This is a genomic window from Vibrio sp. VB16 (assembly GCF_015594925.2).
GTDB lineage: Bacteria > Pseudomonadota > Gammaproteobacteria > Enterobacterales > Vibrionaceae > Vibrio.
This window is the reverse complement of the sequence record NZ_CP087590.1, coordinates 2,704,631-2,718,687: the sequence shown is the minus strand read 5'-3', so window position 1 is coordinate 2,718,687 and position 14,057 is coordinate 2,704,631. Positions and strand designations below refer to the sequence as shown.

Genomic DNA, 14,057 nt, shown 5'->3' with positions numbered 1-14,057 from the left:
TTCCCTCAAGCTCGAAGAATTATTGTCAACCCTGACAGTGAGGCTTTATGCCCCAAATTCTTGAGAAAAAATATGAGTACTTTTTTAACAGCACAATCCCTAACCCTTTCCTACACGTCCACAGCTCTGTTCAAAGAGCTAACTTTTGCCATAAATCGCGGTAATAAAATTGGCCTTATTGGTCATAACGGCTGTGGAAAAAGTTCACTGATCAAACTGCTTAGTGAGCAATATGAACCAAGTGAAGGGCATATCGCTAAGGCAAAACAATGCCTGATAAGTTATGTTGAACAGCAAATTCCAAACGAATTGCAATCCAAAACAGTGCTTGATGCACTGGTTGAAACACTTGCCGAAGATGACCACTGGCGTGCGGAGCTTCTTTTAGCCGAATTATCTTTTTCTGAATCCGATTGGCAAATGCCAGTATCGAATTGTAGTGGTGGTCAGCAAATGCGACTTCTACTTGCCAGAGCTATCATTACTGAACCTGATTTATTATTGCTCGATGAACCAAGCAACCATTTAGATCTCCCTTCACTCCTGTGGTTAGAACAGTTTCTGTCACAATGGAAGGGATCTTTCGTGTTGGTTTCTCACGATCAAACCCTGCTAGACGCCGTGACCAATATAACGTGGGTTCTACGCGATCAGTCGCTTCATCATTTTGACCTGCCTTGTTCGCAAGCAAGAAAAGCGCTGAAAGACAAAGATGATCAAGACAAAGCTCGTTACCTTAATGAACAAAAAGAAATCAACCGTATAGAAAAAAGCGCTAAGCGACTAGCCGTCTGGGGGAAGGTTTACGACAACGAAGATTTGGCTCGTAAAGCCAAAACTATGTATGCCAGAAAAGAGCGCTTAGAAGAGGAACAAACCGAACTTAGTGAAGGCTCGCCTTGGCGCATGCAGCTTCAAGGTGACGCTTTACCAGCGAACCGTTTAATGGAAGTCGCCCCTTGTACAATCAAGCCACCGCAAAGTAATTTAACGCTTTTTGATATGGCAGAAATACGCATTAAAAGTGGGGACAGAATTGCTGTTTTGGGTAGCAACGGTTGTGGTAAATCCACGTTACTAAACCTTTTGCATCAGCTCTACCTGCTAAAAGAAGGCCAGACAGAAATAACTCTAGAAAGCACTGAGTGGCCTGTGACCTTCCATGACCGCTGTCGTTTAGGCTATTACGACCAGTCGTTAGAGCAACTTGATGATTTAGACACGCTGAGTGACGCACTATGCAGGTTTGCTTTAATCAGTAATGAGCAAAGTAAACGAGCCTTAATCAGTGCGGGCTTCGAATATGCTAGACACGGTCAGAATGTCGCATCGCTCAGTGGGGGAGAAAGAGCTAGATTACTGTTTATCGGACTCACTCTAGCAAGGTATCACTTATTATTTCTTGATGAACCTACCAACCATTTAGACATGGATGGGAAAGAGGAGCTTATTGAAACACTCAATCAGTTTAAAGGGGCAACGGTGCTGGTAAGCCACGATCGCAGCTTAATTGAACAAAGCTGTAATCGATTCTGGCTTATTCATAATGGAATTCTCACGGAATACCTGTCTGTGGAAGAGGTATACCTGAGAATGACAGAGCAACCAGAAGACCCAATGGACAACAGTGTTTCGATAACGACAGAAGAATCCTTTTCTTCAAATGAGGTTTTATCTGGAGAAGACCAGCTACTGGCGTATTTGATAAAGCTAGAGTCACTGCTTGATGAAGATTTGCAACGAAGACCCAAACACCAAAAGCCAAGCTTGCAACAGCATTGGCGAGAGGAAATTGATAAGATTAGCCGCCAAATTTAAGTAAACTCAACGACCCCCTTCATATGGACATAAAAGAATGATTCAACGGTTGGGGGTCAGTTCAGATAGCCAAAGTCGACAATGTTGCAATAGTTTACCTTATACCATCGCATCTTTTTGTAATGTAAACTTCTGATTAAAAACGTATATAGAGAATAAATTTCGTTCTACAACGGCTTATAATATGAACAATTTAGCTAGTTACATATCTGTCATACATGGCGAAGCCAACGATTTTACATTGGTTAGCTACGATAATGTAGACAAATCATACGAAGATGAGGGCGTAGTCGTACAATGTGGTGAATCGCGATACTGCTTCTCAAACGGTGTGATTCTTAAATATTGTGTAGAGTCTGAAAGCTCTGAAGTAAACGATCTAGTTTGCCCTGAATGTTGGATATCGTATGAAGTGATTGAAGAGACAATACACACATCGATTAAGCCTAAAAAAAGACATTTACAAATCGATGCCAAGAGCAGTTTTGGCTTAAAATGAACAAGTTAATATAAAATTATTGTGTTAAATTTGATGCGTTACCGCTATAAAAAAGGTGGGGAGCAAAGTGGACTTAGAATTACGAAAAATCACTCATGATACCTTCTATCAGATCTGTCAGTTAGAAGTCGCACCTGATCAGGTGAATCATGTTGATAGCAATGCCATTTCTTTAGCGGAAGCTAATTTCATGGAATCTCCTTGGTATCGAGGTATTTATGTGGATGGGTTACCAGTGGGCTTTATTCTCGTTGATGTCAATATCCAGTCTGGTAAGTGTTCACTCTGGAGGTTGATGCTTGATAAATGCCATCAATCTAAAGGCTACGGTATTAATGCATTGCGCGAGTTGACGTCTGAGTTGCAATCTGAATTTGGTATCGCTAGCCTTTATACAAGTGTTGTTCCTGCTAAAAATGGCCCGATTGAATTTTATCACAAGTGCGGATTCGAACGGACAGGCTTATACGTTGAAGGGCGGGAGGTGGAATTGCACCTGTCCATTCAACCCATACATAATCAACAAATTGAGAATAACGAGCGATGAATCACGTACATTTTAAAGGCAGATTTGACGTTCAACCCGAACTGATTGGCTTAGCCAGCAAATTCGGGTCAACGGAGATTAGCTAGGATATAAACCGTCATTCTATTGAAAAGGTAATGTAATCAAAGCGTATTGAAGCACACTATATTTTTGCCCACGAAACAACACTTTCTGTCCCCTACACGCCGTATAATAATACTCATGTCTCATCTGTTATACCAAATACTCCAATTTTTGTATCTATTATAGTTTTCTAATTATTTTTATAATCGCTCCACTTGAATGATGAACCGAAGATGATGTGGCCTCTTGGGTATGGTATCGATTTTATATTAACCGCCAGATATTTTATAAAACAAAACTTAATAGGAAATGACAATGAGCGACTTAAAAAAAGTAGCACTGCGCGCACTTAAATTAATGGATTTGACTACTCTGAACGACGATGACACGGATGAAAATATAATCGAATTGTGTAAGAAGGCTAAGACAAGGGTAGGGAATACGGCCGCCATCTGTATTTACCCTCGTTTTATTCCTGCAGCTAAAAAACAATTACTTTTACAAGGTACACCAAACATTCGCGTTGTCACCGTGACAAACTTTCCTCATGGGAACGAGGATACTGACATTGCGGTTGCGGAAACTAAAGCGGCAATAATGTACGGTGCTGATGATGTCGATGTCGTGTTTCCATACCGTGCGCTGATAGACGGAAACGAGAAAGTAGGCTTTGAACTTGTTAGGCAATGTAAAGCCATCTGCGGTGACGTTCTTCTCAAAGTTATCATTGAATCTGGTGAGCTGAAAACCAGCGCATTGATCAGAAAAGCGTCTGAGATTTCAATCAAGGCAGGGGCAGACATCATAAAAACATCAACCGGTAAAGTGCCTGTTAATGCCACCCCGGAAGCGGCTGAGATTATGTTATCGGTTATCAAAGAGATGGGTGTTGAAAAAACGGTTGGCTTCAAGGCATCTGGTGGTGTGCAAACCACAGAAGAAGCAAAACTATACTTAGATATGGTTGATGGTATTTTTGGTGCCGATTGGGCTGACGATAATATGCACTATCGTTTTGGTGCCTCTAGCTTACTTGTTAACCTACTTCATACGTTAGAGGAGGGTGAGAAAGGTGTTGAAGGGGCGGGTTACTAGGTGTATCTCTTATTGCCTTTATCTTTTATCGGTAGCGGAAAGTAAATAAAGCCACCTTAGGTGGCTTTATTATTGCTCTTTACAACACACTACTCAGCGCGCTGAAGAATCGGTCTATTTCATCTTTCGTATTGTAGTGCATCAACCCTACCCGGAGTATTCCACCTTTTTGAGTCACACCGAGCGCATCGGTTAACCTGTCTGCGTAGAGGTGACCGCTCCAGGTGTATATTTCATGCTCACCCAAATGCGTCGCAACATCGCTTGGGTCGATATCGCCAAAACGAAGAGCAAATGTGGCGGTACGATTATTTACTGTCGGGTTACCAAAAAGCTCGATAATAGGAAATTCTTTTAAACGGGCCAAAAAGTAAGTGGTGAGTGACGCCTCATATTGGTGAATATTATGGTAGGCCGACTCCAGCTTCGATCTTAGATTATCGCCTTCGCCTAAAGAAGAGAGATAGTCGATAGCCTTAGAGAATGCAGAAAGTGCCTCAAAGTTTAGCGTTCCAGTCTCCCAACAATTCGGAGCGTAGGCAGGCGCTGGTTCAACCTTGTATGGTTGGTATTTTTCGAGTAGTGCTTTACGACCATATAAAATGCCCAAATGCGGGCCATAAAATTTATACGCTGAACCAACAACAAAGTCGGCATCTAACTGGCTTACGTTAAGTAATTGATGTGGTAAAAGGTGGACAGCATCGATAAATGCGACGCTACCATTTGCTTTAGTCAGTTCAATGACCTTTTTAATATCGACAATTGTGCCCGATAAATTGCTCGCGGCAGTAACCGCGACAAGACGAGTTCTGTCATTAAGCAGAGACTGAAATATGTCTAAGTCTAGGTTACAACTGGCATCTTTGATGGGCACATAGTGCACTTTTACGCCTTTGTCTTTAGCGGCCATCGCCCATGAAGAGCGATTTGCACCGTGGTCAGCGTCACTGAGAATAATCTCATCGCCGGGTTGCCAATCTTGACTCACCGCTCGACTAAAATGGAAAGTCAAACTCGTCATATTCGCGCCAAACACGATTTCATCTTCTGATGCAGTACCAAACAGAGCCGCTGCTTTTTTTCTGCAATTATCCACCAGACTTACGGTGCTTTCGCTGACAAAAAATTGGCCACCGAGATTCGAATTACCACGGCTCAAATAATCGCCAAAGCCTTCGATCACGGACTGTGGTAACTGTGTTCCACCGGGTCCATCGAAAAACACAGGTGAACGGCCATTATTTCGTACCCCTAACGCGGGGAATTGGTTACGCAAACCTATTACATTGGTTTGATTAAGCGGTAAATACAAAGACATCACGCACTCCTTTTTCACCCGATTCACTTGAGAGGGTCTCGGAAATATGGTGGAAAAACCTTGAGTCATTCAGGATAACAAACTGGTTCTCTTCCAGCACGGTATTTAAATGTGGGTGCTGCTCGACTGGAGAAACAAAGATCTGTGTAAAGCCGCCAGCGATATTCTTCCGTTGTACACAGAAAATACCAACAAAGCGATAACCATCTTGGTGGATTCCTTCAGGTGCAGGGGCGCTCGTTGCGTCAGATTTGCACGTGACTCGAATTTGGTGAACATGGACCACCGAATTATCTTTATCCGTCCCTGTTCGCTGCATGAACGACTTAAGTATGTGCTGGAAACACGGTGTTTGCACCATCTCGTTATCCATTTCGGCGAAGTCTCGTTCTACATCACCAACAATTCGGTTAAACTCTGACGACTGGGTAAATGTACTGTGAGGTAACCTCACTAGTCCTGTGCTTCCTGCTTGAAACTGTGCATAGGAGCGATAACGGTGATCACTGTCAACATACTTATCAGCAGGTAAATCGTCAAAGTAAGACGAAAGTTGAGGGGCAACATTTTCCGGAGTTTGAAAAACTTCTATAAGAAATTTATTTTCCATTTCCATGACTTGTCCTTGTGTAGCTTATGCTTCATTCGGTTAACAAAAATTTAACAACGAGCTTATTATCTCGCGTATTAATATTTTATCAATACATAAACCCAAGTACGCTCGTATATTCTAGAATTAAAACCTGCCCAATAAAAATTTGAAACTAACAACCAGAAAAAACAGCCAGATCAGGATCTAACACTGCAATGATTTATTAATGCGATATCATTGTGAGGTTTTTATATAAAAACCAATCAATAAAACCATAAAAAAAAGTAAGCCTATCGAAATCGAATTAACTCGAAATTCTACGATGGATGCTATTCCAAAATTTTATGCGTAATGCGTTGTGCTACAGGCGAAATAATAAATGAAATAATACCAGCAGCAGGCCACGCTAACAGAAATGCATTTCCCCACATGTTTAAAAATTCGGGCGTATACCCTAGGTTGATATACGTCACCCACAATGTCATCAATGAAGAAAGAAAAAATGACATTATTACAGTGAACAAAACACGTTGTTTCATACTAGATACCTTGATGGTGTTGATGATGGTTGGCAAGTACTATATTTTATAGTCATATATGAAATCTAGGCGTTAGTTTGGGCTCATGAAACCCAAATATGGAATTGAGTATGTTTGATGATATTTCGTTGTTTATAGCAGTTGTGGAAGCTGGCAGTTTAAAGTCAGCAAGTGAAATTCTAAAAATTCCGTCTTCTACCGTGAGCAGACGCATAAAAGCATTGGAAGTTGAGTTTGGCTGTAAGTTATTGAATCGAAGTAGCCACCACTTTGAAATGACGAGAGAAGGCCGTAAACTTTTTGACAACGCATACTTCCATGTGAACTCGGTTGGCTCGATTGTTAATGAAATCCAAGATGACATATCAGGAAATAAAGGCCTCATCAAGGTTATTGCACCAACAAACTTGGTTGCCAGTTGTTTACAAAGAAATATGTCTTGTTATTTGCATCAAAATCCAGAAATAGATCTGGAACTGGAGTTGAGTAATACGCTTACTGAGTTCTATTCGACCAACGCTGATTTTGCGATTAGAGTCGGTAAACAAAAAGACTCTGACCTTACCCAACTCAAGTTAGGTCGAATTGAGACAATACTGGTTGCGAGCCCTCTATATATAGAATCTCAAAGTAAACTAGAAGACCCTCAAGATCTTGAAAGAGCCGACATAATTATTAGCAATCCATTGGCATCGTCGTTGGCGTTAATTGAGTGTTCAAACACAGATAATCGAGTAACCTTCAAGCCCAAAAAAAGAAAGATATTGGTCAATGATTTACAGGTTGCAAAGCAGTTTTCAGCCAATGGGTTAGGTGTCACATTGTTACCATCGACGGAAATAAAAGAGGAACTTAAAAATCAACAACTGGTGCGAGTTCTACCAAGTTGGCAAGGCATAGATAGAGATGTGTATGCCGTTTGGTATCGAAGACAGCTATTGAGTTCCAGAGCGTCGAAGTTCATTGATTACTTAAAAGCGAATGTTGAATTTTAAGTTGGGTGTTTGTAATTTGCGCTAAATCTCAGTTTAATCGTATTTTCTATCAATAAGTTGAATTTAATAACCTATTATAGTGTAACTATATGAATATTTTAAATATTCCCCCAAAGCTCTTATTAAGCTTCCTTTCAGGTTGTTAGATTTTGCTCATGACAAGTGACCAATAAGTCATGAGCAAAAGTGCCTTATAGTGGGGTTCATTGTGAATGTTAGTTTTGCAAGGATGGACAATTTGTGATTATTGCTGTTTAGAGGATACCCGCCATACTTCACTGAACGCCAAAAAAATATGGTATAAGGTGCTTGCTGGTGCATTTTGGGATACTGGTGATCCGTCGCGATTTACCTGGTCGATCCATAAGCCATTTTCTGCAGGGGTAATGTAGTACTTAAAAATTGCGTCAACGGCTTTCACCACCGCTTCTTCATTTATGTGCGATGAATTATCTTCATAGAGTGCAACTCTAGCTTTTAGAAGCTCGGTTTGGCACCATAGACGAGAGGTGTCTCTGAATTCTCCTCCATTGTCTATGATTTCGTCCATCACAAGACCCGTTTCAGAATGACCATATGTTTGAGCAAATTCCAATAAACGATTAATCTGTAATTCTACATTTATACCAGTAAGCTTCTCATAGTGTGCTAGAAGCCATACCCATTCATATTGGTGGCCGGGATCAATCTGTTTTGAGTTTGAATGATTTGGTTCTAAATCTGAATCGAAAAATTCTCTTAAGAATCTGCCATTAAAAAATTTGGTGACAAATAACTCATAGATATTGCCCGCTCTCTTAATCCAAAGTTCATCTCCAGTTACTTCGAATAGTGTCATCAGTGCTTCGAATAAGTGCATATGCGGGTTTTGACATCGTAAACTACGATCATCTAAGCTCGAATAGAAACCACCATTTTTTCTATCGGTAAGTTCACTTTCGAACCATTGGTAGCACTCTTCAGCTTTGATTATACTCGTATTGTCATTCGTTAATTTATAATGCCAAGCGAATCCAAGCATAGCAAATGCATGTTCATAGGCGTTTTTAGCCTCACCATTGATCGTTAAGTTCTTGGTTGTAGAAAAAACAAATTCCCCAGTATGACATCTGAATTTATCAAACCCTTTTAAAACTGTATTTTTCACAAGGGTATTACCGTCGAACCAGCCGAGCTTAGTTGCATGAGCAAAGACATACACCTGACGTGGCTGGACCCGAAATCGAATAATATCTGTGTCATACACAGTATCTGCAGTCATTAAACCTTCTTCAAATATCCCTTCCTCTTCCCGATACCCAATTGTAGACCACAAAGGAAGGACACTATTACTTAGCCATTCTTGACATCGGTTAGCGGCTATATCGATATCACGCATTTGCCTCTACCTTTATTTCATTGTTCTCCTTACATACCCGAACGTTGAACCCTTTCTCTTTGAGAGTGCCATAGTTATGACCAGCAATTGCTGGCCAAACGGCTAGGGCAGATAAACGTTCATTACCAGTATTGACTAAACGATGGGCGATGAACCCAGCGATATGATGGATACTTCCCGGAGACACTTTTTCTAGTGTTACTTCGCCATTTTGATCTTGAAGCACTAACAAACCTTCTCCAGCCGAACCAAAATAATATTCAGCTTGTTCAATACGATCGTGGAAATGACCTCTAGTCATGTGAAATTCGCGACCAACAGTTCCCGGTTCAATATGTGATACACCAAAATTGAGTTCTCCTTCAGCTGATTCTGCTGGGAGCATTTCTACGCTGTAGATTACGGTTTCTGGGTCAAGTTCTGCGTAAGCTTCTGCATCAGAAAATACGCCATCGAGCGAGGATAGTTTGGTTTGTTTGGTAACGAGATCGGCTGCTTCAATTTTACCAGTCAGATAGTTAACGTTTGGTGGATTAATGATATTCACGACATTTCCTCAAATATGAGTTAAAAAAGAGGGAGAATTTCTCCCTCTAAAAAAAATTAAAACAAACCGATAGCAACACCGATGGCTGAGAACACGACCATACCAAGCATTGACTGGACAGGGCTAACGTTCTTCTTCGCCATCGCCCACCAAGAACCAAGCACAACGATGAGTGGCATGAGCTTAGGAAATATTCCATCAATCATGTTTTGTACCACAATGTTCACACCATCTTCCGTTACAAACTCAAGGCCAGTGTTAAGGTTTACGTAACTAGCCGCAACACCGCCCATCACGAAAATACCAAGTAAAGATAATGCTTCTCGGATCTTGGTTGATTCATGGCTAACCAAAACTTCAACAGAGCCAGCCCCCATTTTGTACCCCTTCATAAATAAGCTATAAGAGCCAAAAATTATGATTAGGTTGTATGAAACGATATAAAATAGAGGTCCTAAAATGTTACCACCAGCGGCCAAAGCCATACCTATGCTCAATAGGATTGGTATCAACATTCCTGGAATCATTGAGTCTCCAATACCCGCTATAGGTCCCATTAGTCCAACTTTTAGCGCATTGATGGTTTCTCCATCAATAGGTTCGCCATTCGCCTTTTTCTCTTCTAAACCAACCGCCATGCCATTGATGATGGCGCCTAACTGAGGCTCAGTATTATAAAAAGAAGAGTGACGTTTCATTGCCTCTGTGCGGTCTTCTTTATTAGGGTAAAGCTTCTTGAGTGCTGGCATCATACCAAGGCAGAAACCGAATGATTCTAGTCGTTCAAAGCTAAGAGATGAGAGGTTGTACATCATCCAAGATCTCCAGCATTTGCGAAGGTCTTTTTTGGTTAAGCTAATCGACTGCGAAGAGTCTTCTTTTAAGTTCGTGCTTGTCGCAATTAATGTATCTGCCATTAGAATTCATCCTCTTCATCATCAAATTTTGCGGGTGCAGCATCAGCTGCCGTTTGTGGGGTGGCTTTGTAGGTATAATGGACAAGAGCAAACAGGGAACCTACGATAACTAGACCGATCATATTAAGCTTCAGAAATACGATACCGACAAATCCGACTAGGAAGTAAATCAGCATTCTTGTTTCTTTAATGATCTGTTTGAGAAGAATTGCAATACCAACAGCAGGTAAGATACCGCCAAGAACACTCATTGTGTCGAGCATCATTTCAGGTAAGCTCGCCATGAATCCTTCGATGTATTGATTACCGAAATACACAGCGATAAAACTAGGAATGAATCGTAATAAGAAATTCGTAATTTGTGGGCTGATAGCGGTATGGAAGTAAACACCTTTGTCATCGCCACGTTCCACTGCCAGTTCGGCTTGGTGGTTCCAGTATGAGTTTAAAAGCATCATAAAATTAAACACTATGGTGCCAGCGATGCCTATAGTCGCTGCGATAGCAACGGCTACTTCAATGCCTTGACCAGACATGACACCCAGCGCGACCGCGGGGAATGCAACGAAGTTGAGATCGGCGGGCATAGCGCCACCAGGGGTTACCATAGCAATATAGACAGCTTGTACAGCAACACCAACCATAATACCCGTTTGTAAATCACCAAGAACCAAACCTACTAGCATACCGGATACAAGCGGTCTTGTTATGGTGTACCAGCCACCGGTCAAGCCGAGTAACCATGGAGTGGTTAGTGCACCGAGATAACACATTATCCCGATTAATATAGCTTCAATTAACATATACGTATCCTATTTTATGTTGTGTCAAATAATTGAGTTTCACGTTTGTTTGCTTAGATCTTTGACTGGGCATCTTTCCATGAATATGAAGACGCATCCGGTACTAATTGAAATTCGATGTTGTGACCAATTTCACTTAGATAGTTAAACGCACTAATTTCTTCTTTATTGACGCACTGGTTACTGCCAATGGTCACGGTGTCATTTCGATTGCTCATTGGGCCCACGTTGATAAGCCCATTGCCGTTACTCAAATCAATCCCTTTCTCGCAAATATTTTTAAGTGTTACAGGGGATTTAGCGATAATGAAGTACTTCTTTTCGCTCCCGATTATTTTCGGCAGTTTTGATATGGCGGTTTCTGTGTCGAATAACCAAACCTTCACATCCGTTACGGCTCCCTTCATTACCTTGGATAAGAGAGGATCAGATGCAACGCCATCGTCAATAGCTACAATGCCATCACATGGCCTTTCTTTAGCCCAACGTGTGATTAGTTGACCGTGAATTACTCGGTCATCAATTCGTACAAATGAAATAGTCATAGTTTGTTCCTCTTAAAAGTCGTCATCTTGTTCAGTCGCGACTGGTTTTGCTATTACAATGGTACTTAGCGCTTCTGTACGTAATTTCTCTATTACCAACTTAACGTCGGTTTCTTCTGCAAAATCTGCTGTCATAAGTAGTGTGGGGAAATTGACACCGGTGATGACTTCAACAGGAATGGCGAAATTTTCGTTAAACGCGTAAGTACAAGCTACGTTGTATGGTGTCCCGCACTCCAAATCGCATAAAACAACAACACCTTGTACGCCACTGTGTAAGATCGTTTGTATTTCATCGTCAAAATCTTGCTTGAATTTCTCAATACCGTCTTCTTCTGTGAGTGATACTGATGAGGTGTTTGGAAGTTCTCCAAAAACCATGTTTGCACACTGAATTAAGGCAGCTGCTAACGGTCCATGTGTTGCTACTAAAAAATGAAGCATGTTGTTAACCTCTCACATAAGCTTTAATGGTGGCGATTTCTTTACCTTGGCTCGCGCCGTACGGGCGAATGACATATTCGCGAACACCAGCAGGAATAATGAAGGTTTCTGCGTAATGAACTATGTATGGTTTAAATGCATGAGTAGGGCTCTCAATAATGGCTTCTTCTCCTTCAATCAAATTGAGAACATTGAGGTTGCCTTCCGTACTGTGAATCACTGGTTTAGTAAACCAATGGCGACGTGTTTCTATAAATTCACGTTCATGTAGGCCTGTACGCTCTTCACGCCATCCATCACCTTCTGCGATATGAGTGACAGCATTAACGAGGTTTTCTTTCGTCCATTCAGTTGTTCGTTCCCATTGAATCACTTCCTTGCCGTGTTCTAAGTGGACAGGTCGAGGAAGGCCATCAAGACCCATACGATCCCAATCCCACAATTTGAAGGTAAATATATAAGGAGTCGCGCTAATTTCTAATACCATAGCGCCGGAACCTGAACAGTGAACCGTTCCCGCTGGAATAAGGAAATGGTCGTGCTTCTTTGCCGGAAACTTGTTGATGAATTTTTCATCATCAAACGATTTTTCGCCTCTTTGAGCTGCTTGAAGATCTTCAAACATCTCTTCTGCATCAATTCCTGTTTTGGTACCAAGATATACGGTCGCATTTTCAGCAGCGTCTAGCATGTAGTAGCTTTCGTCCTGCGTATAGTGCATACCAAATTCTTGTTGAATATATTCAGTGAGCGGGTGGACCTGAAGACTAAGGTTTTGGCCTTCCATAGTATCTAGGAAATCGAATCTAATCGGGAACTCAGCACCGAACCGAGAGTGAACTTTATCGCCTAATAACTGCTTAGGTTTTTGCAACACCAAGTTCTGTGAGGGTATTTCAACGCGGACATCGCCATATTGAAGATATAGGCTATTTTCTTCGGGTACACAGTCAAAACACCAAGCAAAGTTGTCTTTAGATTTATCGAGGTCACAAACTTCTCTCATCCACTGCCCTCCCCAAACTCCCGGGTCGAAGAATGGTACAACCCGAAATGGTTGAGTAGTCGCAACTTCGAGCCCTTCTAGCAGTGCCTTACCTGTGACAAATTTCGGGTCACCAGCGGTATTTGTATCTAATAAAAAATCCACTTTGGGAAGAATTTTCGTTTTGTAACGATCGAATACACGCCATTCGATAAAGAATGAACGTTTGTATCTGCGCAAAACATCTTCGTTAAAATTGTCAACACCCCAATTGCCTAATTCGCCTCTGCGGAATCGTTGTTGAATTTCCCATCGTGCCAGATCGGCATAAATGGACACATCGCCGTCGTGAATCAATGACGCTCCGGGACCATAGATGACAACTAAACCAGATTTTATTGATTCCACTTCCTCTCTTTGGGCGTGGATATCCGACGCGCTGAAGAACTCTTCCATTTGATGAGGGGCGATAACACCGAAAACGCGGTCACTCGTGATATGACGCTCAAGCATATCGAAGATTTTGCTCTCAGGAAGTTTTGCAACTTCAGAATTAATTGCCGATACATAATCTAAGTGGTCAACAAGTTCGTGCTTTAGCTCATCAATATTGACGCCATGGTACGTATCGATGACAAGAACGACCTTCTTAGCTTCAACTGCGCTGATTGCAGTACTCACCTGTTTGATGATTGCTTTCCAACCTTGCCAAGCGCTATTGTCACATCCCAGTACATGCACGACCGGTTCTTTGTCGTAGTTCGGTGTATGTTTTGCGTAGTTCACTTTTTTATCTCTTAGTTTTAATCTTGACGAGAAGATATAACGATTAACCAATATTGACAATGCGATAGATGAGATGAATGTCACATAAAGGATCGATTGATCCGACATAAGTCACACTGTGGTGCTAAAAAGTGGTTAATCGTTATATCAGCGTTAATTGATGTGATATAGATCTTGTTTTTA

15 protein-coding genes are annotated in these 14,057 nt (G+C 41.4%); 5 read left to right on the top strand and 10 right to left on the bottom strand.

From position 1 onward, the window contains the following. Positions 1-72: 72 nt before the first annotated feature. The 4 genes from IUZ65_RS12320 (at position 73) to deoC (ending at position 4,022) form a co-directional block, all read left to right on the top strand. Complete coding sequence (locus IUZ65_RS12320; protein ID WP_195704014.1) at positions 73-1,818, top strand: ABC-F family ATP-binding cassette domain-containing protein; 1,746 nt, start codon at positions 73-75, stop codon at positions 1,816-1,818. Positions 1,819-2,002: 184 nt separating this feature from the next. After that, positions 2,003-2,317 carry a hypothetical protein gene (locus tag IUZ65_RS12315; protein ID WP_229638049.1) on the top strand — a complete coding sequence of 105 codons (315 nt, stop codon included), beginning with the start codon at positions 2,003-2,005 and terminating at the stop codon, positions 2,315-2,317. Positions 2,318-2,384: 67 nt separating this feature from the next. Then, the gene (locus IUZ65_RS12310) at positions 2,385-2,864 is read left to right on the top strand and encodes a GNAT family N-acetyltransferase (RefSeq protein ID WP_195704013.1); all 480 of its coding nucleotides are present in this window, start codon (positions 2,385-2,387) and stop codon (positions 2,862-2,864) included. A 378-nt stretch (positions 2,865-3,242) separates the two neighbouring features. Beyond that, a complete protein-coding gene (gene deoC, locus IUZ65_RS12305) occupies positions 3,243-4,022 on the top strand; it encodes a deoxyribose-phosphate aldolase (RefSeq protein WP_195704012.1) in 780 nt (259 codons plus the stop codon). A 79-nt stretch (positions 4,023-4,101) separates the two neighbouring features. Here the strand turns inward: deoC and IUZ65_RS12300 are convergent, their stop codons facing one another. From IUZ65_RS12300 to IUZ65_RS12290, 3 genes are all read right to left on the bottom strand, one after another. Beyond that, on the bottom strand, positions 4,102-5,343 hold the full coding sequence (locus IUZ65_RS12300; RefSeq protein WP_195704011.1) for a cysteine desulfurase-like protein: 1,242 nt from the start codon (positions 5,341-5,343) through the stop codon (positions 4,102-4,104). Next, positions 5,321-5,959: a 2OG-Fe dioxygenase family protein gene (locus IUZ65_RS12295; protein WP_195704010.1), complete on the bottom strand. Its 639-nt coding sequence runs from the start codon at positions 5,957-5,959 to the stop codon at positions 5,321-5,323. The genes IUZ65_RS12300 and IUZ65_RS12295 overlap by 23 nt, the downstream gene beginning before the upstream one ends. Positions 5,960-6,264: 305 nt before the next feature. Beyond that, positions 6,265-6,474, bottom strand: coding sequence for a DUF2798 domain-containing protein (locus IUZ65_RS12290; protein ID WP_195704009.1), 210 nt, complete (start codon positions 6,472-6,474; stop codon positions 6,265-6,267). Between the two features lie 110 nt (positions 6,475-6,584). Here IUZ65_RS12290 and IUZ65_RS12285 point away from each other — a divergent pair, with 110 nt between their 5' ends. Beyond that, entirely contained in the window at positions 6,585-7,469 is an 885-nt protein-coding gene (locus tag IUZ65_RS12285; protein ID WP_195704008.1) for a LysR family transcriptional regulator, read from the top strand. Positions 7,470-7,713: 244 nt separating this feature from the next. Here IUZ65_RS12285 and IUZ65_RS12280 read toward each other — a convergent pair whose 3' ends face one another. The 7 genes from IUZ65_RS12280 to IUZ65_RS12250 are packed head-to-tail and all read right to left on the bottom strand — an operon-like array spanning position 7,714 to position 13,982. Then, positions 7,714-8,847: an AGE family epimerase/isomerase gene (locus IUZ65_RS12280; RefSeq protein ID WP_195704007.1), complete on the bottom strand. Its 1,134-nt coding sequence runs from the start codon at positions 8,845-8,847 to the stop codon at positions 7,714-7,716. Next, entirely contained in the window at positions 8,840-9,394 is a 555-nt protein-coding gene (locus IUZ65_RS12275) for a glucose-6-phosphate isomerase family protein (protein ID WP_195704006.1), read from the bottom strand. Before IUZ65_RS12275 ends, IUZ65_RS12280 begins: the two co-directional genes overlap by 8 nt. Before the next feature lie 56 nt (positions 9,395-9,450). Next, positions 9,451-10,311, bottom strand: coding sequence for a PTS system mannose/fructose/sorbose family transporter subunit IID (locus IUZ65_RS12270; protein ID WP_195704005.1), 861 nt, complete (start codon positions 10,309-10,311; stop codon positions 9,451-9,453). Continuing rightward, positions 10,311-11,114 carry a PTS mannose/fructose/sorbose/N-acetylgalactosamine transporter subunit IIC gene (locus IUZ65_RS12265; RefSeq protein WP_195704004.1) on the bottom strand — a complete coding sequence of 268 codons (804 nt, stop codon included), beginning with the start codon at positions 11,112-11,114 and terminating at the stop codon, positions 10,311-10,313. Before IUZ65_RS12265 ends, IUZ65_RS12270 begins: the two co-directional genes overlap by 1 nt. Positions 11,115-11,167: 53 nt before the next feature. Next, the gene (locus tag IUZ65_RS12260) at positions 11,168-11,659 is read right to left on the bottom strand and encodes a PTS system mannose/fructose/N-acetylgalactosamine-transporter subunit IIB (protein WP_195704003.1); all 492 of its coding nucleotides are present in this window, start codon (positions 11,657-11,659) and stop codon (positions 11,168-11,170) included. 12 nt (positions 11,660-11,671) lie between these two features. Further along, a complete protein-coding gene (locus IUZ65_RS12255) occupies positions 11,672-12,103 on the bottom strand; it encodes a PTS sugar transporter subunit IIA (protein WP_195704002.1) in 432 nt (143 codons plus the stop codon). 4 nt (positions 12,104-12,107) lie between these two features. After that, on the bottom strand, positions 12,108-13,982 hold the full coding sequence (locus IUZ65_RS12250; protein ID WP_229638048.1) for a class I mannose-6-phosphate isomerase: 1,875 nt from the start codon (positions 13,980-13,982) through the stop codon (positions 12,108-12,110). Between the last annotated feature and the right edge of the window lie 75 nt (positions 13,983-14,057).

Excerpts from the sequence above, each read along its gene's own strand:
- IUZ65_RS12300 (WP_195704011.1), bottom strand. The coding sequence starts at position 5,343 with ATGTCTTTGTATTTACCGCTTAATCAAACCAATGTAATAGGTTTGCGT.
- IUZ65_RS12280 (WP_195704007.1), bottom strand. The coding sequence starts at position 8,847 with ATGCGTGATATCGATATAGCCGCTAACCGATGTCAAGAATGGCTAAGT.
- IUZ65_RS12290 (WP_195704009.1), bottom strand. The coding sequence starts at position 6,474 with ATGAAACAACGTGTTTTGTTCACTGTAATAATGTCATTTTTTCTTTCT.
- IUZ65_RS12250 (WP_229638048.1), bottom strand. The coding sequence starts at position 13,982 with ATGTCGGATCAATCGATCCTTTATGTGACATTCATCTCATCTATCGCA.
- IUZ65_RS12315 (WP_229638049.1), top strand. The coding sequence starts at position 2,003 with ATGAACAATTTAGCTAGTTACATATCTGTCATACATGGCGAAGCCAAC.
- IUZ65_RS12295 (WP_195704010.1), bottom strand. The coding sequence starts at position 5,959 with ATGGAAATGGAAAATAAATTTCTTATAGAAGTTTTTCAAACTCCGGAA.
- deoC (WP_195704012.1), top strand. The coding sequence starts at position 3,243 with ATGAGCGACTTAAAAAAAGTAGCACTGCGCGCACTTAAATTAATGGAT.
- IUZ65_RS12285 (WP_195704008.1), top strand. The coding sequence starts at position 6,585 with ATGTTTGATGATATTTCGTTGTTTATAGCAGTTGTGGAAGCTGGCAGT.
- IUZ65_RS12320 (WP_195704014.1), top strand. The coding sequence starts at position 73 with ATGAGTACTTTTTTAACAGCACAATCCCTAACCCTTTCCTACACGTCC.
- IUZ65_RS12260 (WP_195704003.1), bottom strand. The coding sequence starts at position 11,659 with ATGACTATTTCATTTGTACGAATTGATGACCGAGTAATTCACGGTCAA.
- IUZ65_RS12265 (WP_195704004.1), bottom strand. The coding sequence starts at position 11,114 with ATGTTAATTGAAGCTATATTAATCGGGATAATGTGTTATCTCGGTGCA.
- IUZ65_RS12270 (WP_195704005.1), bottom strand. The coding sequence starts at position 10,311 with ATGGCAGATACATTAATTGCGACAAGCACGAACTTAAAAGAAGACTCT.
- IUZ65_RS12255 (WP_195704002.1), bottom strand. The coding sequence starts at position 12,103 with ATGCTTCATTTTTTAGTAGCAACACATGGACCGTTAGCAGCTGCCTTA.